At 66.0% G+C, this 18,070-nt stretch carries 11 protein-coding genes, 3 pseudogenes and 1 CRISPR repeat array (1 of these 15 cut by a window edge); of the genes and pseudogenes, 9 read left to right on the top strand and 5 right to left on the bottom strand.

Going from position 1 to position 18,070, the window contains the following annotated elements; translation table 11 throughout:
- Window positions 1–79 precede the first annotated feature (79 nt).
- Window positions 80–1,942: an RNA polymerase sigma factor RpoD gene (gene rpoD / locus G4Q83_RS15990; RefSeq protein WP_128419375.1), complete on the top strand. Its 1,863-nt coding sequence runs from the start codon at window positions 80–82 to the stop codon at window positions 1,940–1,942.
- A 536-nt stretch (window positions 1,943–2,478) separates the two neighbouring features.
- Here rpoD and G4Q83_RS24730 read toward each other — a convergent pair.
- Window positions 2,479–3,258: a transposase gene (locus G4Q83_RS24730; RefSeq protein WP_425509772.1), complete on the bottom strand. Its 780-nt coding sequence runs from the start codon at window positions 3,256–3,258 to the stop codon at window positions 2,479–2,481.
- A gap of 680 nt (window positions 3,259–3,938) precedes the next feature.
- Window positions 3,939–5,195, bottom strand: a complete 1,257-nt coding sequence (locus G4Q83_RS15980; RefSeq protein ID WP_128419377.1) for a 6-phosphofructokinase — start codon at window positions 5,193–5,195, stop codon at window positions 3,939–3,941.
- Between the two features lie 145 nt (window positions 5,196–5,340).
- On the opposite strand from G4Q83_RS15980, the gene G4Q83_RS15975 reads away from it, so the two are divergent.
- Window positions 5,341–5,904: an adenylate kinase gene (locus tag G4Q83_RS15975; RefSeq protein ID WP_128419378.1), complete on the top strand. Its 564-nt coding sequence runs from the start codon at window positions 5,341–5,343 to the stop codon at window positions 5,902–5,904.
- 82 nt (window positions 5,905–5,986) lie between these two features.
- On the opposite strand, the pseudogene G4Q83_RS15970 reads toward G4Q83_RS15975, so the two are convergent.
- Together G4Q83_RS15970 and G4Q83_RS15965 are read right to left on the bottom strand one after the other, a co-directional pair.
- Window positions 5,987–6,785: pseudogene (locus G4Q83_RS15970) on the bottom strand (IS5 family transposase).
- Between the two features lie 55 nt (window positions 6,786–6,840).
- Window positions 6,841–7,338, bottom strand: a pseudogene (locus G4Q83_RS15965) (type IV conjugative transfer system coupling protein TraD); the annotation flags it as partial.
- A gap of 165 nt (window positions 7,339–7,503) precedes the next feature.
- On the opposite strand from G4Q83_RS15965, the pseudogene G4Q83_RS15960 reads away from it, so the two are divergent.
- From G4Q83_RS15960 to cas6f, 7 genes and pseudogenes are all read left to right on the top strand, one after another.
- Window positions 7,504–7,641, top strand: a pseudogene (locus G4Q83_RS15960) (LysR family transcriptional regulator); the annotation flags it as partial.
- 242 nt (window positions 7,642–7,883) lie between these two features.
- On the top strand, window positions 7,884–8,870 hold the full coding sequence (gene cas1f / locus G4Q83_RS15955; protein WP_128421556.1) for a type I-F CRISPR-associated endonuclease Cas1f: 987 nt from the start codon (window positions 7,884–7,886) through the stop codon (window positions 8,868–8,870).
- Window positions 8,867–12,292, top strand: coding sequence for a type I-F CRISPR-associated helicase Cas3f (gene cas3f / locus G4Q83_RS15950; protein WP_128421555.1), 3,426 nt, complete (start codon window positions 8,867–8,869; stop codon window positions 12,290–12,292). The genes cas1f and cas3f overlap by 4 nt, the downstream gene beginning before the upstream one ends.
- Window positions 12,293–12,694: 402 nt before the next feature.
- Complete coding sequence (csy1, locus tag G4Q83_RS15945; RefSeq protein WP_128421554.1) at window positions 12,695–14,059, top strand: type I-F CRISPR-associated protein Csy1; 1,365 nt, start codon at window positions 12,695–12,697, stop codon at window positions 14,057–14,059.
- On the top strand, window positions 14,056–15,054 hold the full coding sequence (gene csy2, locus G4Q83_RS15940; protein ID WP_128421553.1) for a type I-F CRISPR-associated protein Csy2: 999 nt from the start codon (window positions 14,056–14,058) through the stop codon (window positions 15,052–15,054). Before csy1 ends, csy2 begins: the two co-directional genes overlap by 4 nt.
- 27 nt (window positions 15,055–15,081) lie before the next feature.
- The gene (csy3, locus tag G4Q83_RS15935) at window positions 15,082–16,131 is read left to right on the top strand and encodes a type I-F CRISPR-associated protein Csy3 (protein ID WP_128421552.1); all 1,050 of its coding nucleotides are present in this window, start codon (window positions 15,082–15,084) and stop codon (window positions 16,129–16,131) included.
- A gap of 9 nt (window positions 16,132–16,140) precedes the next feature.
- Window positions 16,141–16,707: a type I-F CRISPR-associated endoribonuclease Cas6/Csy4 gene (cas6f, locus tag G4Q83_RS15930; RefSeq protein ID WP_128421551.1), complete on the top strand. Its 567-nt coding sequence runs from the start codon at window positions 16,141–16,143 to the stop codon at window positions 16,705–16,707.
- A 161-nt stretch (window positions 16,708–16,868) separates the two neighbouring features.
- On the opposite strand, the gene G4Q83_RS15925 is transcribed toward cas6f, so the two are convergent.
- A complete protein-coding gene (locus G4Q83_RS15925; protein ID WP_185817191.1) occupies window positions 16,869–17,852 on the bottom strand; it encodes an IS5 family transposase in 984 nt (327 codons plus the stop codon).
- Window positions 17,853–18,002: 150 nt separating this feature from the next.
- A CRISPR array of direct repeats spans window positions 18,003–18,070; the repeat unit is 28 nt; unit sequence GTTCACTGCCGCATAGGCAGCTCAGAAA; it runs 2,001 nt beyond the window's last position.

Below are 18,070 nucleotides of genomic sequence, written 5' to 3'. Positions count from 1 at the left end.
CTCGTCCGGCAAGCGGCGGTCCGGGCTGTTATAATGCTAGGTTCACTCATTCACCTTCCTGCCGGTGGCGCGAGCACTCATGGCCAACGAACGTCCTGCCCAGCAATCCGACATCAAGCAACTGATCAGCAAGGGCCTGGAACAGGGCTATCTGACCTACGCCGAAGTCAACGACCACCTCCCCGACGACCTGGTCGATCCCGAACAGATCGAAGACATCATTGGCATGATCAACGGCATGGGCATCGATGTCCATGAAGTCGCCCCCGACGCAGAGACCCTGCTGCTCAACGACGGCAACACCGGCAACCGCGAAGTCGACGACACCGCCGCCGAAGAAGCCGCCGCCGCGCTGACCGCGCTCGACACCGAGGGTGGCCGGACCACCGACCCGGTGCGCATGTACATGCGCGAGATGGGCACGGTGGAGCTGCTGACCCGTGAAGGCGAGATCGCCATCGCCAAGCGCATCGAGGAAGGCCTCGGCCAGGTCCAGGCCGCGCTGGGCGCGTTTCCGCTGGCGGTGGAGAGCCTGCTCGAGGACTACGAGCAGCACAAGGAAGGCAAGAAGCGCCTGGCTGAGATCGTGGTCGGCTTCAACGACCTGATCGAAGAAGAGCCGGCGCCGCCGCCGGTGGTGGCCGCCAGCGACGACGATGCCGCCGATGCCGATGCCGACGATGCGGACGACGATGTCGACACCGCCGAGGAGGACGCCGGCCCGACCGGCCCGGATCCGGCCGAGGTCGCGCGGCGCATGGACCTGCTGGCCAGCGAATACGCCAAGTTCAAGAAGGCGCACGCCAAGAACGGGGCCGAGCACAAGCTGGTCACCAAGCTGCGCACCGACATCGCCGAGGTGTTCGTCACCCTGAAGCTGCCGCTGCCGCTGACCGACGTGCTGGTGCGCAAGCTGCGCGCCACCATGGCCCAGGTCAAGGACCACGAGCGCCGCGTGCTGCACCTGGCCACCCACGTGGCGCGGATGCCGCGCAAGGACTTCATCCGCTCCTGGGAAGGCAACCAGACCAACGTGGCCTGGGTCGACGACGCGCTGAAGCGCAAGCAGAAGTGGTCGTCGGCGCTGCGCGAGGTCAAGGAGCAGATCGTCGCCGAGCAGGAAGCCACCGTGGCGGCGGAGCGGGCGACCTACCTGAGCCTGACCGAACTGAAGGAAATCAGCCGCGCGATGGCCTACGGCGAAGCCAAGGCGCGCAAGGCCAAGAAGGAGATGGTCGAGGCCAACCTGCGCCTAGTGATCTCGATCGCCAAGAAGTACACCAACCGCGGCCTGCAGTTCCTCGACCTGATCCAGGAAGGCAACATCGGGCTGATGAAGGCGGTGGACAAGTTCGAGTACCGCCGCGGCTACAAGTTCTCCACATATGCGACCTGGTGGATCCGCCAGGCCATCACCCGTTCCATCGCCGACCAGGCGCGCACCATCCGTATCCCGGTGCACATGATCGAGACGATCAACAAGTTGAACCGCATTTCCCGGCAGATGCTCCAGCAGTACGGCCGCGAGGCCACGCCGGAGGAACTGGCCAAGGAAATGGACATGCCGGAGGACAAGATCCGCAAGGTGATGAAGATCGCCAAGGAGCCGATCTCGATGGAAACCCCGATCGGCGACGACGAGGATTCGCATCTGGGCGACTTCATCGAGGACACCAACGTGGAGTCCCCGATCGAGAACACCACCAACATCAACCTGTCCGAGACCGTGCGCGACGTGCTCGCCGGGCTGACCCCGCGCGAGGCCAAGGTGCTGCGCATGCGCTTCGGCATCGACATGAACACCGATCACACCCTTGAGGAAGTCGGCAAGCAGTTCGACGTCACCCGCGAGCGCATCCGCCAGATAGAGGCCAAGGCGTTGCGCAAGTTGCGCCATCCCAGCCGCTCCGAACAGCTGCGCAGCTTCCTCGACATCGACTGACCGCGCGCGGTGCGCCTGGCATCCTGCGTTGCTTGAATCGGGACACCGGCCGCGCGCATGCTGCGGCAGATGTTGCACAGGGAGCGCAACCGCCTGGACGTCGCTGCGCTCGTGGTGCGCGACTGGAGCCTGGAGCGCATCGGCCAGGTGCAGGTACCGATTGCAGGTACCGATCGCGCAGATCGAACGGGCCATCGACGCCCCTATCGACCAGGCCCCCCTTGCGCGGGCAGCGCGAACGGCTGGTGAGCATCGAGCGGATCGCCGACACGTGCGCGGCATCGATGCTGGCCGAACGTGGCAACGTGGAGCGCTTCGCCCCTGCCTCGGCGGGCCACCGCCTTCGCCGGACTGAGCCCGCGCTTGCAGGAGTGCGGCGCCCGCCCCGCCAGGCCAGGTCTGCATCGCCCGCACCGGTTCACCGCGCCTGCGCGCTGGACCCTGCATGCCGGCCCTGCTCGCCATGACGCCTCACCCGCTCGTCCGTGCGCGGAAGCAGCGCCTACGCGAAGGCATTTGCATGCTGGCGTGGCGTCTCACAAAAAATATTGATTAAGAGCGGCTAACAAAACCCTGGAAGAAGTCGTAGGCAGAAGAAGTCGTAGGCAGATGATGGAGCAAGCAAGCGACAGCCAGGCCAGATGGATATCGATCCGGCGTTCAAAGCGGATGCGCAGCTTGCCCATGCCTGCGAACCAGGCGTGAGTGCGTTCCACGACCCAGCGATGACGCCCCAGGCGGTCGTTGCGCTCAATCCCCTTGCGAGCGATGCGTGGCGTGATGCCCCGCTCCTTGAGGTGGTGGCGGCAACGGTCGATGTCGTCGGCCTTGTCAGCGTGCCGCTTGCCTGGCCAGCGTCGTGGGCGCCCCGGCTGGCCGCCGACGCCCAGGTCACCACCGGATGGGCAGCATCGCGATCCTGTCCGCTGGCGGCGGTCACGCTCACGGCCAACGACAGGCCCAGCGTATCCACGATCAAGGGCGCTTGCGTCCCTTGACCTTCTTCCCGGCATCAACGCCGCTGACGCCGCCCTGCGGGGAAATCCGTGTGGACTGGGCATCCAGCCCGCCGCCGTGGGCGCCTCGGGGCGTGCCTGACGCTGGCGCCACTGCGCGCCAAGGCGCTCATGCATCCGCTCGAAATTGCCTTGCTCGCTCCAGCGCCGGAAGGTGCGATGGACGTTCTGCCAGCGCGGGAAATGGGTCGGCAGCATCCGCCACGCACCGCCGGTGCGCACCCCGTAGCAACACGCATCGACCAAGGTTCGGCGGCGGATCTCGGGTGGCAGTCCGCCGCTGCCCGCCTGCTCGAACACATCCTGCACCAACGCCCACTCGGCATCGGTCAGGCAACGGGGACAGGTTTGCTCCGGCTCGTGACGGCCATGGGCATCGGTGTAGCCGTAGCGAGGTGGTCCCGGCTCGGCCTATCTGACCACCACCGCCTCGGCGCTGGGAACATGCCGAACCCCCAGCGTGCGCAGGCTGGCCATCCCCGTGTCTCATGCGCGTCACTGCCGGTAAGGCGCTTGAACTGCCGACCAATCTCCTCCAGCATCGCCGTCGGATCCGATTGCACAATGGCCGCCAGATGCACCGCAGTCGGCTTGAATCTTCGCTGGGCGTCCCCGTCCTGGCCATGCAGACTGGCTCGTATCTTGGGCAAGACAAGTCTATTATATTTTGTAAACACCCTCTTGACATAATAGTGGCAGGAAACCTCCAGCCTGCCGCGCAGGCTGCCGCATCCCCGCTCCACGGCTGTTCGGCCTCATCGGTATCGACGCTCGCCTGCAGCGCGGCGGTCGGATCGGGCTGCAGGACCACTGGCAGGGAAGCGCAGCGGCAAGCGCAAGGGCCGCCGATAGGCAGAGCGCCAGGGTCGAAGTGTCGCGTCCCATGGAGAAAATCCTTTTCCGGTACGGGCATCCACGCCCGGGAGTGCCGCGATGATCTTGGTTGATCCCTATTCCATAAAGATCTTCGCCGGCGCGCCTCATTCCTGCCAGCGTGGAAGCTGCTTGCGCACGGGCACGTTTTTCAGCGTGACGTACCTGGGCAGGCCGTCGCCGCCGTAGGGCAGCGGCGCCTCGCCCCGGATCAGCGGTGCCAGGTATGCGCGCGCGCGCGCGGTGATGCCGAAGCTGTCCTTGCGCAGGAAACCGGCCGGCATCTTCTTTTCGTGATTGGCGATCCGGCTCAGCGGCGCCGGCTCCACCTTCCAGCGGTACGGCGCGTCGCTGCTGCGCACGATCACCGGCATCACTGCGTTTCTCCCCTCCAGGGCGTAGCGCACCGCGGCCCGGCCGACCGCCTGGGCCTGTTCCCAGTCGGTCTTCGAGGCCATGTGGCGGGCCGAGCGCTGCAGGTAGTCGGGCAAGGTCCAGTGCACCTTGTAGCCGAGTTCGGCCTTGACCTTGCCGGCCAGGTAGGATGCCACGCCGCCCAACTGGCTGTGGCCGAACGCATCGGTGCCGCCGCCGGCATCGGCGACGAAACGCCCGTCCGTGGTCTGGATGCCTTCGCTGGCGACCACCACGCACCAGCCGACCTTGTCCACGACCTTGCGCACCTTCGCCAGGAAGGCGCCTTCGTCGTAGGCGCGCTCGGGGAACAGGATGATCTGCGGCGCGTCGTCTGGCGACTGCGCGGCCAGTCCGGCCGCGGCGGCCAGCCAGCCGGCGTGGCGGCCCATCGCCTCGTAGACAAATACCTTGGTCGAGGTCTCGGCCATCGCCGCCACATCCAGCGCCGCCTCGCGCACCGACACCGCGGTGTACTTGGCGGCCGAGCCGAAGCCCGGGCAGGTGTCGGTGACCGCGAGGTCGTTGTCGATGGTCTTGGGCACCCCGATGCAGTGCAGCGGGTAGCCGAACGCGCCGGCCAGCTGCGACACCTTCCACGCGGTATCGGCCGAATCGTTGCCGCCGTTGTAGAGGAACCAGCGCACGTCGTGCGCCTGCAGCACCTGCAGCAGACGCTCGTACTTGGCGCGATCGGCCTCCAGCGACTTGAGCTTGTAGCGGCACGAGCCGAATGCGCCGCCGGGCGTGTGCGCCAGCGCGCGGATCGCCGCAGCCGATTCCTTGGTGGTGTCGATCAGTTCCTCGCGCAGCGCGCCGAGAATGCCGTTGCGCGCGGCCAGGACCTTGACCTTGCGTGTGCGCGCCTCGCCGATCACGGCGGCGGCGCTGGCATTGATGACGGCGGTGACGCCGCCGGATTGGGCGTACAACAGGGTGCCTTTGGCCATGGTCGGGGCTCGCTTCTGGGGTGGGGGACATTGCCGGGACATTGCCCGGATGCGGTAAGCTGAGGCTCTTGCGGCGCAGCGCAGGCGTGGCCCCGAGTCTAACGCCACCGGCCGTGCACGGTCATTTCCTCGAGGAGTCAGGTTGATGCGATTGGTTCTGTTGGGACCGCCCGGATCGGGCAAGGGCACGCAGGCGGCCCGCCTGAAGGACAGGCTGCAGATCCCGCACATTTCCACCGGCGATCTGCTGCGCGCCGAAGTCGCCGCCGGCACCGCGCTGGGCGTGCAGGCCAAGGAAGTGATGGCGCGCGGCGATCTGGTCTCCGACGACATCCTGCTCGGCATGCTCGAATCGCGCCTCGGTCGCGGCGACGTGGCCAACGGTTTCATCCTCGATGGCTATCCGCGCAACCTGGCCCAGGCCTCGGCGCTGGACGAACTGCTGGTCAAGATCGGCCAGCCGCTGGACACGGTGGTGCAACTGGACGTGGCCACCGAACTGCTGGTCGAGCGCATCGCCGGCCGCGCCAAGGCCGAGGGCCGCGAAGACGACAATCCCGAATCGGTGCGCAAGCGCCTGCGGGTGTACAACGACTCCACCGCGCCGGTGATCGGTTTCTACGACAAGCGCGGCACCTTGGTGCGCGTGGACGGCGTCGGGTCGCTGGACGAGGTACTGGCGCGCATCCTGGACGCGATCGGCCGCTGAGGCCGCTTCAGCGCCGACAGCGCGGGCCGTCGGCAAGCCCATGGCGGTACCGGTCGCGGCTGCAGCCGCTCTTAGAACCTGTTCACGATCTTTTGAGTAGTAGTGTCAGGCATGCCAGGTGGATGAACTGCAAGCTGGTGTTGAGCTTGCGCTCGCAGTTCTTCCATAGCCTTCGGTTCTTTTCCAGCCACGCAAAGCTGCGTTCGACGATCCAGCGCTTGGGCATGACCTTGAAGGTGTGCAGTTCGCTGCGTTTGGCGATCTGCACCGTGACTTGCTTGCCCAGGATCTCTCGTACGCCTTCGGCGAATGGTTCTGCGGTATAGCCGCTATCGCACAACAGGCTTTGCACGTGTCCCAGGTTCGGCTTGCAACGATCCAGGGATTGGAGCGCGCCTTTGCGGTCGGTCACTTCCGCCGTCGTCACCGCGACCGCATGCGGCAGGCCTTGGGTATCGACGGCGATGCGACGCTTGATCCCCGAGACCTTCTTGCCCGCGTCATAACCCTTCTGGCCGGCCGTGTCCGTGTTCTTCACGCTCTGTGCGTCCACGATCAAGAACGTGCTGCAAGCGTTGCGCCCCTGTCTCTGGCGGGCCGCGCCAACCTGATTTTTTGAGCGCCCGCTCCAGCAGGCTGACTCCTTCATCGTCTGGTTCGCTCCACTTGGCAAAGTAGCAGTGCACGGTGCGCCACTTCGGGAAGTCGCTGGGCAGCGCTCGCCACTGACAGCCGGTGCGCAGCAGGTACAGCACCGCGCACCACACGTCCTACAGATCCACGGTCCGTGGCTTGGTACGCTTGCGCGCCTGCTCCAGAATGGGGCGGATCTGCTCGAACCGCTCCCGGCTCATGTCACTCGGATACGTCTTTGTTCGCATCCGCAGAGTTTGCACTACCAGGGAAAGATCGTGAACAGGTTCTTACACAGGCGTGCAGCAACACGAGGGCGTTGAAATTGCCCATCTCACCCGGCCGGCCTTCACGGTTGCCGATGCGCGCCTCGATGTCGGAGAGCGTCTGCGTGTAGGCCGTGACCTGGATGCCGGCGCTGCCGCCCTTGCTGACCATCGGGATGAACTCGTCGTCCATCGGCTCGTTGAACGCGTGCACGTTGATCGGGGATCTTGGTGTTCACGGATGCGCTGGGCAGTCCATCGTCCACGCCGAACTTGTAGAGGCGCCCCGCGACCAACAGCAGATCGGAGAACATCGAGTTGTCCACGGTGGCGACCACCTGCGCATCGGACAGCGCGTCCACGCCTGCGTAGACCACCGCGCGTTTGCGGATGATCTGCATCCAGTCGAAGATCGGCCGCGGGTCGGCCAGGTCCGAGTAATCTGGGCCAACGGTTGCGCGATCTTGCCGGTGGTGAGCTGCTCCAGCAGAGGCAGCAGGCTTGCCACGATCTTGTCGAAGTACATACGGTCATAGGGCGATCCGGCCTATGCCGAGGATGAAGCGCGCTTGCATCCGGCGCCGGTGCTGTCGGCGCCGACGCTGGTGCTGCATGGCGGTGCCGACACCTGCAATCACCCTGACAGTTCCAAGGGGCGGGAGGCGTTCTTCAGTGGTTGGTACGAGCGGCAGGCGGCTACTTCCCCGCGCGCAGCTACGGCGTGGTGGTGCGCAAAGGCAAGTAGCTATCGCCGCAGGCGCGCGCCTTCATCGAACTGATCCGGCCGGACCTGTTCACCTCGCGCGGCTACGACGAGAGCGGGCCGTCGGAGCGCTGACCCGGCCGCGGTGCGGAGGCGTGCGCCGCAGCCGCGGCCGTCGGCGGTGCAGGAGCGGCCAAGCGGGCGGGTGCCGCCTGCGGTCGGCCATCTGCTGCAACGCCGTGTCTCAGCCGGGCTCCAGCCAGAAAACTTGTCCACAACCTGGAACCCGGAATGCAGCAACTTGGGGCTAATATCCAGGGCTGGACGGGCTGCAGATCCGATGCGAAGGCAATGGTTGCCGGCCCCGCGGAGAGCACATGGACGAACTGGCAGCTTCGGATCTGAAAACGATCCTGCATTCCAAACGAGCGAATCTCTACTACCTCCAGCATTGCCGCGTGCTGGTCAACGGCGGCCGCGTCGAGTATGTGACCGATGCGGGAAAGCGTTCGCTGTACTGGAACATCCCGATTGCGAACACCACGACGCTGTTGCTCGGAACAGGCACCTCGATCACCCAGGCCGCGATGCGCGAGCTGGCCAGGGCGGGCGTGCTGGTTGGCTTCTGCGGCGGCGGCGGCACGCCGCTGTTCACCGCGAATGAAGTGGATGTCGAGGTCGCGTGGTTCTCTCCCCAGAGCGAATACCGTCCCACCGAATACCTACAGGCCTGGGTCAAGTTTTGGTTCGATGACGACCTGCGGTTGTGCGCGGCCAAGGCATTCCAACAAGCGCGTACCCGGCGCATCGGCGAGCAATGGCTTCTACGTCCGCTCAAGGAGGCCGGTTTCGCCCCTCCCGCGGCCCGCCTGCAGGAACTGCTGGCCAGAAGTTCCTGGAACATCGCATTGGCGCAGGACAACACGGCCCTGCTGACCGAGGAGGCACGCTTGACCAAGGCATTGTTCAAGCTGGCCGTAGACACGACTGGCTACGGCGATTTCACCCGTGCCAAGCGCGGTACAGGCAACGATCCGGCCAACCGCTTCCTCGACCACGGCAACTATCTCGCCTATGGGCTGGGGGCGACCGCGACATGGGTGCTGGGACTCCCGCATGGGCTGGCGGTGCTGCACGGCAAGACCCGGCGCGGCGGATTGGTGTTCGATGTTGCCGACCTGGTCAAGGATGCCAGCATCCTGCCGCAGGCGTTCCTGTCGGCGATGCGCGGCGACGACGAACGATCGTTTCGACAGCGCTGCATCGAAGCGCTGGCGCGCAGCGAGTCGCTGGATTTCATGATCGATACGCTCAAGGAAGTGGCGCTGGCGACGGCCTTGCCGAAGCGCGAGGGCGCAGCATGAACATTCTGCTGGTGTCCCAATGCGACAAGCGCGCACTGACCGAGACCCGGCGCATCCTCGACCAGTTCGCCGAGCGCCGCGGCGAGCGCACCTGGCAGACGCCCATCACCCAGGCCGGCCTGGATACCCTGCACAAGCTCCTGCGCCGCACCGCGCGCAAGAACACCGCCGTCGCTTGCCATTGGATCCGCGGCCTGGACCATAGCGAACTGTTGTGGGTGGTCGGGGACGCTGGCCGCTTCAATGCGCACGGTGCTGTGCCGACAGGTGCCACCATGCGCAACGTCCTGCGTCGCGGCGACGAAAACGATTGGCATCGCGCCGAAGACATCCGGCTGCTGGCGCAATTGGCCGCCTTGCTGCACGACCTGGGCAAGGCCAGCATGGCCTTCCAGGCGCGGCTGCGCGGGCAATTGCAGGAGCGCAACCTCTACCGCCACGAATGGGTGTCGCTGCGCATGTTCCAGGCCTTCGTCGGCCAGGACGACGATGCGGGCTGGCTGCGCCGCCTGTCCGATCCGGGTGACAGCGACATGCTCGGCTGGACAGCGGAGGGACGCTACCGCCGCGATGGCCTGGATCCCGAGCCCGGGCGCGCGTTCGACCAGTTGCCGCCGCTCGCTGCGGCGATCGCCTGGCTGGTGTTGACGCACCATCGCCTGCCATTGGTCCCCGTGGTCGACGAGAAAGGCGCGCAGGACTGGCTCGGGCACCGTGCTCGCACCCTCGATCCCGTGTGGCTGGAGGCGCCGCTGTCGCTGGTCGGACACGATTGGAACGAAGTCCGCCAGCCGGCCGAGCTCGCCAGGATCGAGCCTTATTGGAATCCTGCAGGCCCATTGCCGGTCGCCGCGCCGGCGTGGCGTGCACAGGCCGCGCGCTTGGCGAAGCGTCTGGCCGAACTGCGCGGGCGCCGCGACGGCGACTGGCTAGGCAATCCCTACGTGATGCACCTGGCGCGCCTTAGCCTGATGCTGGCCGATCATGCCTATTCCAGACTGGGGCTGGACAAGAACGACCAGCCCGTCCCCGAACGCAGGCCGCATCTGCAGGCAGACGCCTGGCTGATGGCCAACACCACCCGCAACCGGGTCGGCGCCCCCGTTCCCAACCAGTCTCTGGTCGAACACCTTCTCGGCGTGGCCCACAGCGCCGGCCTGATCGCCCATGCCCTACCTGGCTTCGAACGCTACCTGCCGCGGCTTGCCCAGCACCGTGGCCTGCGCAGGCGAAGCGCCGATCCCCGCTTCGCCTGGCAGGACAAGGCGGCCGATGCCGCGGCCGCGCTGCGCGACGCGGCACGCGCGCGCGGCGCGTTCATCGTCAACATGGCGTCCACCGGCTGCGGCAAAACCCTGGGCAACGCGCGCATCCTGTATGCATTGGCCGATCCGCAACACGGCATGCGCGCCACCTACGCGCTCGGATTGCGCTTGCTGACATTACAGACCGGCCGCAGCTATCGGACCGACCTGCACTTGCGCGACGACGAACTGGCCATCCGCGTAGGCGGCTCTGCCAGCCAGGCGCTGTTCGATTACTACCAACAGCAAGCCGAATCCACTGGCTCGGCGTCGGTGCAGTCGCTGCTGGAAGAGGACAGCCACGTGCTGTACGAGGGCGCGACCGCCGACCACCCATTGCTGTCGCGCGCGCTGCGCGACCCGGAAATCCGCAGGCTGCTGTCCGCGCCGATGCTGGTCTGCACCGTGGACCACCTGGTGCCGGCCACCGAATCGCTGCGCGCCGGGCGCCAGATCGCGCCGATGCTGCGGCTGATGAGCGCCGACCTGATCCTCGACGAACTGGACGACTACGATCTGGACGACCTGCCCGCCCTGACCCGGCTGGTGCACTGGGCTGGAATGCTGGGCACGCGCGTGCTGCTGTCCTCGGCAACACTGCCGCCGGCACTGCTCGAAGGGATGTACGCGGCCTACCACGCCGGACGCACGCACTACCAGCACAACCGCGGCGCCGACGGCGGCAGCGCGAACGCGGTGGCGGCGACGCCATGCATCTGGGTCGACGAATTCGGCGTACAGACGGGCGCCTGTCCCGATACGACTTCCTTTGCGCAGCAGCACCTGCAATTCGTCGGCCGACGTGCCGTGCGATTGCAGAAGGCCGAGCCGCTACGGCGGGGCGCGCTGCTGCCATTGCAGCTCCAGGCGCGCCAGCGCGAACGGATCCATGCCGAATTCGCCGGGCATGTCCGCGCGGCCTGCCTGGACCTGCATGCCGCTCACGCGCACGCCGATCCGGCCGGCGGCAAGCGCGTCAGCTTCGGCCTGGTGCGCATGGCCAACATCGATCCGCTGTTCGACGTGGCGCAGGCACTGTTCCGGCTCGGCGCCCCGGAAGGCACCCGCATCCACTTGTGCATCTACCACGCGCGCTTCCCGTTACTGCAGCGCTCGGCCATCGAACGGCAGCTCGACGCGGCATTCGATCGCCGCGGCGACGGTCTGGCGGTCTATCGCCTGCCCGCGATCCGTGCGGCGCTGGACGCCTGCCCGGAACGGGAGCAGGTGTTCATCGTGCTCGCCAGCCCGGTGTGCGAAGTCGGCCGCGACTGGGATGCGGACTGGGCCGTGGCGGAACCATCGTCGATGCGTTCGCTGATCCAACTCGCCGGGCGCGTGCAGCGCCATCGCCGCACGCCGGGCACCGCGCCCAACGTGCTGATCTTCGACACCAATCTGCAACACTTCGCCCAGGACAAAGGACCGGACAACCAACCTGCCGCGATCTTCGTCCGGCCTGGCTTCGAGCAATCGGGCCAACCCGCCGACCATCGCTTCCGCCTTGTCGCCCACCGCCTCGACAAGTTGCTGCGGCCCCACGAGTACCGGAAGCTCGACGCGTTGCCGCGCATCCAGCCGCCGCCGCAGACCGATTGGCGGCCCAAGCATCGGATGGTGGATCTGGAGCACTCGCGCGTGGCCGACTGCATGCTGCCCAAGCCACGTACCACCACGTCCGGCTCGTGCCGCAGTGCCACGACGTTTCCGCTCGATGCCGCGTGCGCCTGGCAATACCCGCAGGCTGCGCTGACCGGCGTATTGCCGCAGCAACAACCATTTCGCCACGACCCGCTGCCCTCGGCCATCCTGGTCCTGCTGCCCGACGATGAAGAAGAACAGCTCGTGCTGCACCGCATCGAGGAAAGCGGCGTCCGCCGCGGGCAGACGCTCTATACCGCCGTCGAGCGCAGCCAGCGCCATGCCGTCCGACTCGATCCCGGCCCGCGCATCTTGCCATGGGGCGAGTTCGACCTGATGGCCTTGCTCGCCGAGCAGGCCGAGCACCTCGACCTCTCCCCGCAGCACTGTGCCGAACGGCTGGCGACGGTGGAGGTGCCTGAGAGCAAGCAAGGGTGGCGATATCACCCTTGGCTTGGGTTCGCGGCAAAACGTTGAAGAACATTTGCAAGTTTTTGGAGCTGCCTTTCGGCAGTAATGAGAATGGTGAAACAGGTCACGCAATTTTCTGAGCTACTTATTCAGTAGTTAAACCGATCATGCAATGGTAAAACAGATCATGCAATGGTTTGACAAGGGTGGCTGTCTTCGGTCTACTAGTAGGCGTCCTCAGTCCTGCTGGCGGCAGGACTGAGGGCATTGCAGCTTGCCGATTGGACACCGGCCCTATTGCACGAGGAATGACGCGCAGAAGGAGAAGTGGATGTGACTAGCAATCGCATGTTCGTCATATCGGATTGAGGGCAGCCCCCTCCATCCGGCATCTCACGGTAGCGACAAGCTGCCGTGGGGATTCTACAGACATGCCCTCTCAAGAGCGAATGAACAAAAGGACTTCCCATGACAGAAGAATCGGGACGCTCAGCGCGCTCCGAGCACTTCCGCACGGCCATCGCCACATTCATCGACACACGGCGCGAAGCCAAGCTGAAGGGCAAGGAAGACGGTGCCGACACGGCATCCAAGTACGCATACACAACGTGGCTGGCCGATGCGGCGCGTCGGGTCGGCCAGATCCAGGCGGTGACCCATGTGCTCAAGGCCACCCACCCCGATGCGCGCGGCAGCAGTCTGCACGTCTCGCCCGGCGCGCTGCCACGGCACGTCGAGATCGGCAGCCACGTGCTCGGCGAGGACTACGCCGAGGACGTGGTCGGCAACGCCGCGGCGCTGGACGTGTTCAAGTTCCTCAAGCTGGAAGTCGAGGGCCGGCGCCTGCTCGACTGGATGCAGGCCGGCGACGGCGACTTACGCGACGCACTGAGTGCCGACGCCGCAGTGGCGACCGACTGGATGAGCGCGTTCGGCAGCCTGGTACGCCGCGACCCGCAGCCCAGCTCGCACGAGGCGGCCAAGCAGGTCTACTGGCTGGCCGGCGAGGAGCCGGCCGACGACATCCAGTACCACCTGCTGCAACCGCTGTTCTCCAGCAGCCTGGCGCATGCGGTGCATGCCGATATCCGGGAGGCGCGCTTGGGTGACGGCAACAAGGGCGCGCGCCAGGCCTATCGCGACAAGCGACCGTTCGACGGCGTCTATCGCGACTACCGCAACCTGGTCGCGCGCAAGCTCGGCGGCACCAAGCCGCAGAACATCAGCCAGCTCAACAGCGATCGCGGCGGCGTGAACTACCTGCTGGCCTCGCTGCCGCCACACTGGACGCAGGAACGTCCGCGCAGCCTGCTCCACCTGGACTCGGCGCTGGACCGCTTCGCGTGGTTCGAAGGGGTACGCGAACTGATCAAAGCGCTGGGCGACTTCCTGTTGACCGATCCTCCCAAAAACGACGCCACCCGACACAGGCGCGAAGCGATCGAACAAGCGCTGGGCCTGCAACTGGCTTACTTTGCCAGCACCATTCACGCCCGCTTCGAACCAGGCTGGACGCGCGACCCCGACTGCCGGCTGCCGTTGTGCGAGCGATTGTGGCTGGACTCCGTGCGAATCGATCTGCCGAACCGCCAAGACCTGCAACACCCCGAATGGGAGCGGGACGATGGCGACTTCAAGGCGGCCTACGACGTCGGCGACTGGCCCGACGAGGTCGCCGGACGCTTCGCCAACTGGATCAACGACCAATTGCGCGAGGCGGGGGTCAGCGGCCTTGGCGATGATCAATATCGGCACTGGGCCAAGCAAGCCATCGTCGATGCGGCCTGGCCGGTGCCGCTGCAGCGGCATGCGCCGGCAGGAGGTGCGGCATGAAGGCCTGCCCGGCATGCGACCATCTGCTGGTGCTGCCGCGCCTGCGGGTACAGAACGCCAACGCCGTGTCCAGCCCGCTCACCCACGGCTTCCCGTCGATGACCGCTTTCCTGGGCCTGATGTGGGCATTGGAGCGTAAGACACAGGCGGCCGGACTGGATATCGCCTTCCATGCCGTCGGCGTGGTCTGCCACGACCACCAGGAGCAGGTCACCGAGAGCGGCTTCGTCAAGGCGTTCCGGCTCACCCGCAACCCGGTCGGCAAGGACGGCGGCAGCGCCGCCATCGTCGAGGAAGGCCGCATCCACCTGGAACTGAGTCTGGTGTTCGCCGTGCACAGCGAACGCGGGTTGCGCGATCCGGCCACCCAGGCAGCGGACATCGCTACCGTCGCCAACCTGCTGGCGGGCATGCGCGTGGCCGGGGGCAGCGTGCTGCCACCGCCGCAGGCCGGCCGCCATCGCCGCCAGCCGCAGGCCATCGCCTTGACCGGCAGCGAGGACGACCAGCGCGCAGTCTTCCGGAAACTGTGCCTGCGCCTGCTGCCCGGCTTCGCACTGGTGGCCCGCGACGACCTGCTCGAGACGCGGCTGGCCGAGCTCCAGGCGCATGCGCCCGACAGCACCCGGCTGGACGCGTGGCTGTCGTTGGCGCGCATCAACTGGCGCTACCTGCAGGATGCCGATGGCGGCAAAGGCGAATGGCGCAACGACCGCCGCGGCCACGGCTGGATCGTACCGATCCCGGTGGGCTACGGCGCGCTCGGCGACCTGCATGCGCCCGGCAGCATCGCCAACGCACGCGACGCCGCCACGCCGTTCCGCTTCGTCGAAAGCCTGTACTCGGCCGGCGAATGGCTCAGCCCGCACCGGCTGCACTCCCCGCAACAATTGCTCTGGTACGCCGACAGCCAGCCCGATGCCGGGCTGTATCGCTGCCGCAACGACTACCGCCCCGCGACCGATGCCGGCATGCCGGACTACGACTTCAATTGACCGCCCACCACGACAAGGAGTTCCACCATGGCCAACGACACCCTCAAGACCGCCTCCGTCCTCGCCTTCGAACGCAAGCTCGATCCTTCCGACGCGCTGTTCTTCGCCGGCAGTTGGAACGATCGCCGCGATGCAGGCACCTGGCAGCCGGTGCAGATCCGCGAGAAGTCCGTGCGCGGCACCATCTCCAACCGGCTCAAGGACAAGAGCAAGGAGCAGAACGACCCGGCCAAGCTCGATGCCGCCATCCAGAACCCCAACCTGCAGACCGTGGACGTGGCCGCGTTGCCGCTGGATGCCGATACGCTGAAAGTACAGTTCACCCTGCGCGTGCTCGGTGGTGCCGGCGAACCCTCGGCCTGCAACGACGCCGACTACCGCAGGAAGCTCCTCGCCACCGTCGGCGGCTATGTGCAGCAGCACGGCTTCGGCGAACTGGCCCGGCGCTACGCCGCCAACCTGGCCAATGGCCGTTTCCTGTGGCGCAATCGGATCGGCGCCGAGCAGGTCGACGTACAGGTGGTCCACCTGCGCGACGGCAGTGCCGCCGCGCAATGGAGCTTCCAGGCGCACGACCACGCGCTGCGCACCCTGACCCCGCCGGACGCCGAAACCGACGCCCTGCAGGCACTGGCGGAGTTGATCGGCGCCGGGCTGGCAGGCCGCGCGCATGTGCTGCTGCACGTCACGGCCTTCGTCCGCCTCGGCGCCGGGCAGGAAGTGTTCCCCTCGCAAGAACTGATCCTTGAGCGAGGCCGTGGCGACAAGAGCAAGACGCTCTATGCCGTCGGCGAAGGCGCCAAGGCCGTGGCCGCGATCCATTCGCAGAAGATCGGCAATGCCTTGCGAACGATCGACACCTGGTATCCCGGCGTCGACGAAAACGGCGCCATCGCCATCGAGCCCTACGGCTCGGTCACCACGCAAGGCAAAGCCTACCGTCAACCCAAGGAGAAACTGGATTTCTACAACCTGCTCGACGCCTGGGTGATCAAGGACAAGGCGCCGGACGTGGAGCAGCAGCATTTCGTCATCGCCACGCTGATCCGCGGCGGCGTGTTCGGCGACGCAGGTTGAGGTGGCACGATGCAGCACTATCTTGATCTCCACCTCAGGCCCGACCCCGACACCGCCGCCCATCACCTATTGGCGGCCCTGTACGCACGCCTGCACCGGGGGTTGGTGGAACTGGACACCACACAGATAGGCGTCAGCTTCCCTGGCCACGACGACACGGCGCCAAGCCTGGGCTCGCATCTGCGCCTGCACGGCGCGGAGTCTGCATTGGAGCGACTGATGGCAACGCCCTGGCTCAAGGGCATCGGCGAGCACCTATCGCTTTCCGGCGTTGCCCTGGTGCCTGCCGGAAGCTCGCACCGGCAGGTGACGCGTGTCCAAGCCAAGAGCAGCCCTGCGCGCCTTCGGCGCCGCGCCATGCGCCGGCATGGCTGGGACGCCGCGACCGCAGCCGAACGCCTCCCCGAGGCGGCGGCCGAGCGACTCCGGTTGCCCTTCGTCACCCTCGGCAGCCGAAGCACGGGCCAGGCGGCCTTTCCGTTGTTCATTCGGCATGGACCGTTACTGCCGCAAGCCCGGCAAGGTCCATTCAACCGCTATGGCCTCAGTCATGAGGCAACCGTTCCCTGGTTCTGACCCTTTTTCACAACCCCCATAAAGTGGGCGAAGAATCAATCACTTAGGGATAGTCTGATCAACGCGGTCGGAGGATGAGGCAAGCCATATCGACCACGCCCACGGCGCTCAGACCCTCGGTTTTTCGCCGTTTCCGGCGCATTTCCGGGGTATTTCCCGGATTACAGGCACACCCTCCCCACGACAGGCAGCAACTGCTTTCGCTTCAGCCACAGGTTCGACAGCGCAAACAGCGTCAGCACTTGCGCCGTGTTCTTCGCCAGGCCGCGATAGCGCACCTTGACGTAGCCAAACTGGCGCTTGATCACCCGGAACGGATGCTCCACCTTCGCCCTCAGGCTGGCCTTGGCGTGCTCCCAGCGCTGTGCCCACTTCAATTCGCGCTTGCTCTTGATCTGCTTCAGCTTCGAGGGCTTCTCCGCGATCAGATAGCGCAGCTTGCGCTTGCTCGCCATCTCCTCGCGCTTGGCCAGCCCGGTGTAGCCGCTGTCGCCGCATACCGTGTCTTCCTTGCCGTGCAGCAGCTTGTGCGCCTGGGTGATATCTGCGGCGTTGGCCGCCGTGCATTCCAAGTGGTGCACCAGCCCGGACTCATCGTCCACGCCGATGTGCGCTTTCATCCCGAAGTAGTACTGATTGCCCTTCTTGGTCTGGTGCATTTCCGGGTCGCGCTCGCCGTTCTTGTTCTTGGTCGAGCTGGGCGCGGCAATGATCGTGGCGTCCACGATGGTGCCGCCGCGCAGGCTCTGGCCCTTGCGCGATAGGTGCGCGTTGACCCGGTTGAACAGCGTGCGCGCCAGATCGTGCGTCTCCAGCAACCGGCGGAAGTTGAGGATCGTGGTCTCGTCCGGCACCTCATCCAACCCGCCGATCCTGGCGAAACGGCGCATCGACGCCGTGTCGTACAAGGCTTCTTCCGCGCCCGGGTCGCTCAGTGCGTACCACTGCTGCAGAAAGTGGATGCGCAGCATTGTCTCCAGCGGGTACGGCTGACGGCCCGGATGGCCCGACTTCGGATAGTGCGGCGCGATCAGCGCCAGCAGGTCTTTCCACGGCACCACCTGATCCATCTCGGCCAGCAACCTTTCGCGCCGCGTCTGCTTGCGCTTGCCGTTGTACTCCGCGTCGCCGAAAGACAATTGCATCGTCGTTGTCCTGTTGGGCTTTGTACGATTGTCGCAGGATCAGAGGGAGTTGTTCAGACCATCCTTAGCGGCCATCCTCGCGGGAAGGGAGGATGGCCTTCCTTTGCCTTATTGTTATGGATTCCAAGCACTTAGGTTATTGTTGGTCTTGTTCACTGCCGCATAGGCAGCTCAGAAAGACTCAAGACCTGCGGGTTGCCGCTGCCTGATGTTCACTG

This window comes from Xanthomonas theicola (assembly GCF_014236795.1).
In the GTDB taxonomy this organism is placed as follows: Bacteria; Pseudomonadota; Gammaproteobacteria; order Xanthomonadales; family Xanthomonadaceae; genus Xanthomonas_A; species Xanthomonas_A theicola.
Note: the sequence above shows the minus strand (reverse complement) of the source record. Positions and strands in the feature narration are given on the sequence as shown.

Excerpts from the sequence above, each read along its gene's own strand:
- rpoD (WP_128419375.1), top strand. The coding sequence starts at position 80 with ATGGCCAACGAACGTCCTGCCCAGCAATCCGACATCAAGCAACTGATC.
- G4Q83_RS15980 (WP_128419377.1), bottom strand. The coding sequence starts at position 5,195 with ATGGCCAAAGGCACCCTGTTGTACGCCCAATCCGGCGGCGTCACCGCC.
- G4Q83_RS15975 (WP_128419378.1), top strand. The coding sequence starts at position 5,341 with ATGCGATTGGTTCTGTTGGGACCGCCCGGATCGGGCAAGGGCACGCAG.
- cas1f (WP_128421556.1), top strand. The coding sequence starts at position 7,884 with ATGGACGAACTGGCAGCTTCGGATCTGAAAACGATCCTGCATTCCAAA.
- cas3f (WP_128421555.1), top strand. The coding sequence starts at position 8,867 with ATGAACATTCTGCTGGTGTCCCAATGCGACAAGCGCGCACTGACCGAG.
- csy1 (WP_128421554.1), top strand. The coding sequence starts at position 12,695 with ATGACAGAAGAATCGGGACGCTCAGCGCGCTCCGAGCACTTCCGCACG.
- csy2 (WP_128421553.1), top strand. The coding sequence starts at position 14,056 with ATGAAGGCCTGCCCGGCATGCGACCATCTGCTGGTGCTGCCGCGCCTG.
- csy3 (WP_128421552.1), top strand. The coding sequence starts at position 15,082 with ATGGCCAACGACACCCTCAAGACCGCCTCCGTCCTCGCCTTCGAACGC.
- cas6f (WP_128421551.1), top strand. The coding sequence starts at position 16,141 with ATGCAGCACTATCTTGATCTCCACCTCAGGCCCGACCCCGACACCGCC.
- G4Q83_RS15925 (WP_185817191.1), bottom strand. The coding sequence starts at position 17,852 with ATGCAATTGTCTTTCGGCGACGCGGAGTACAACGGCAAGCGCAAGCAG.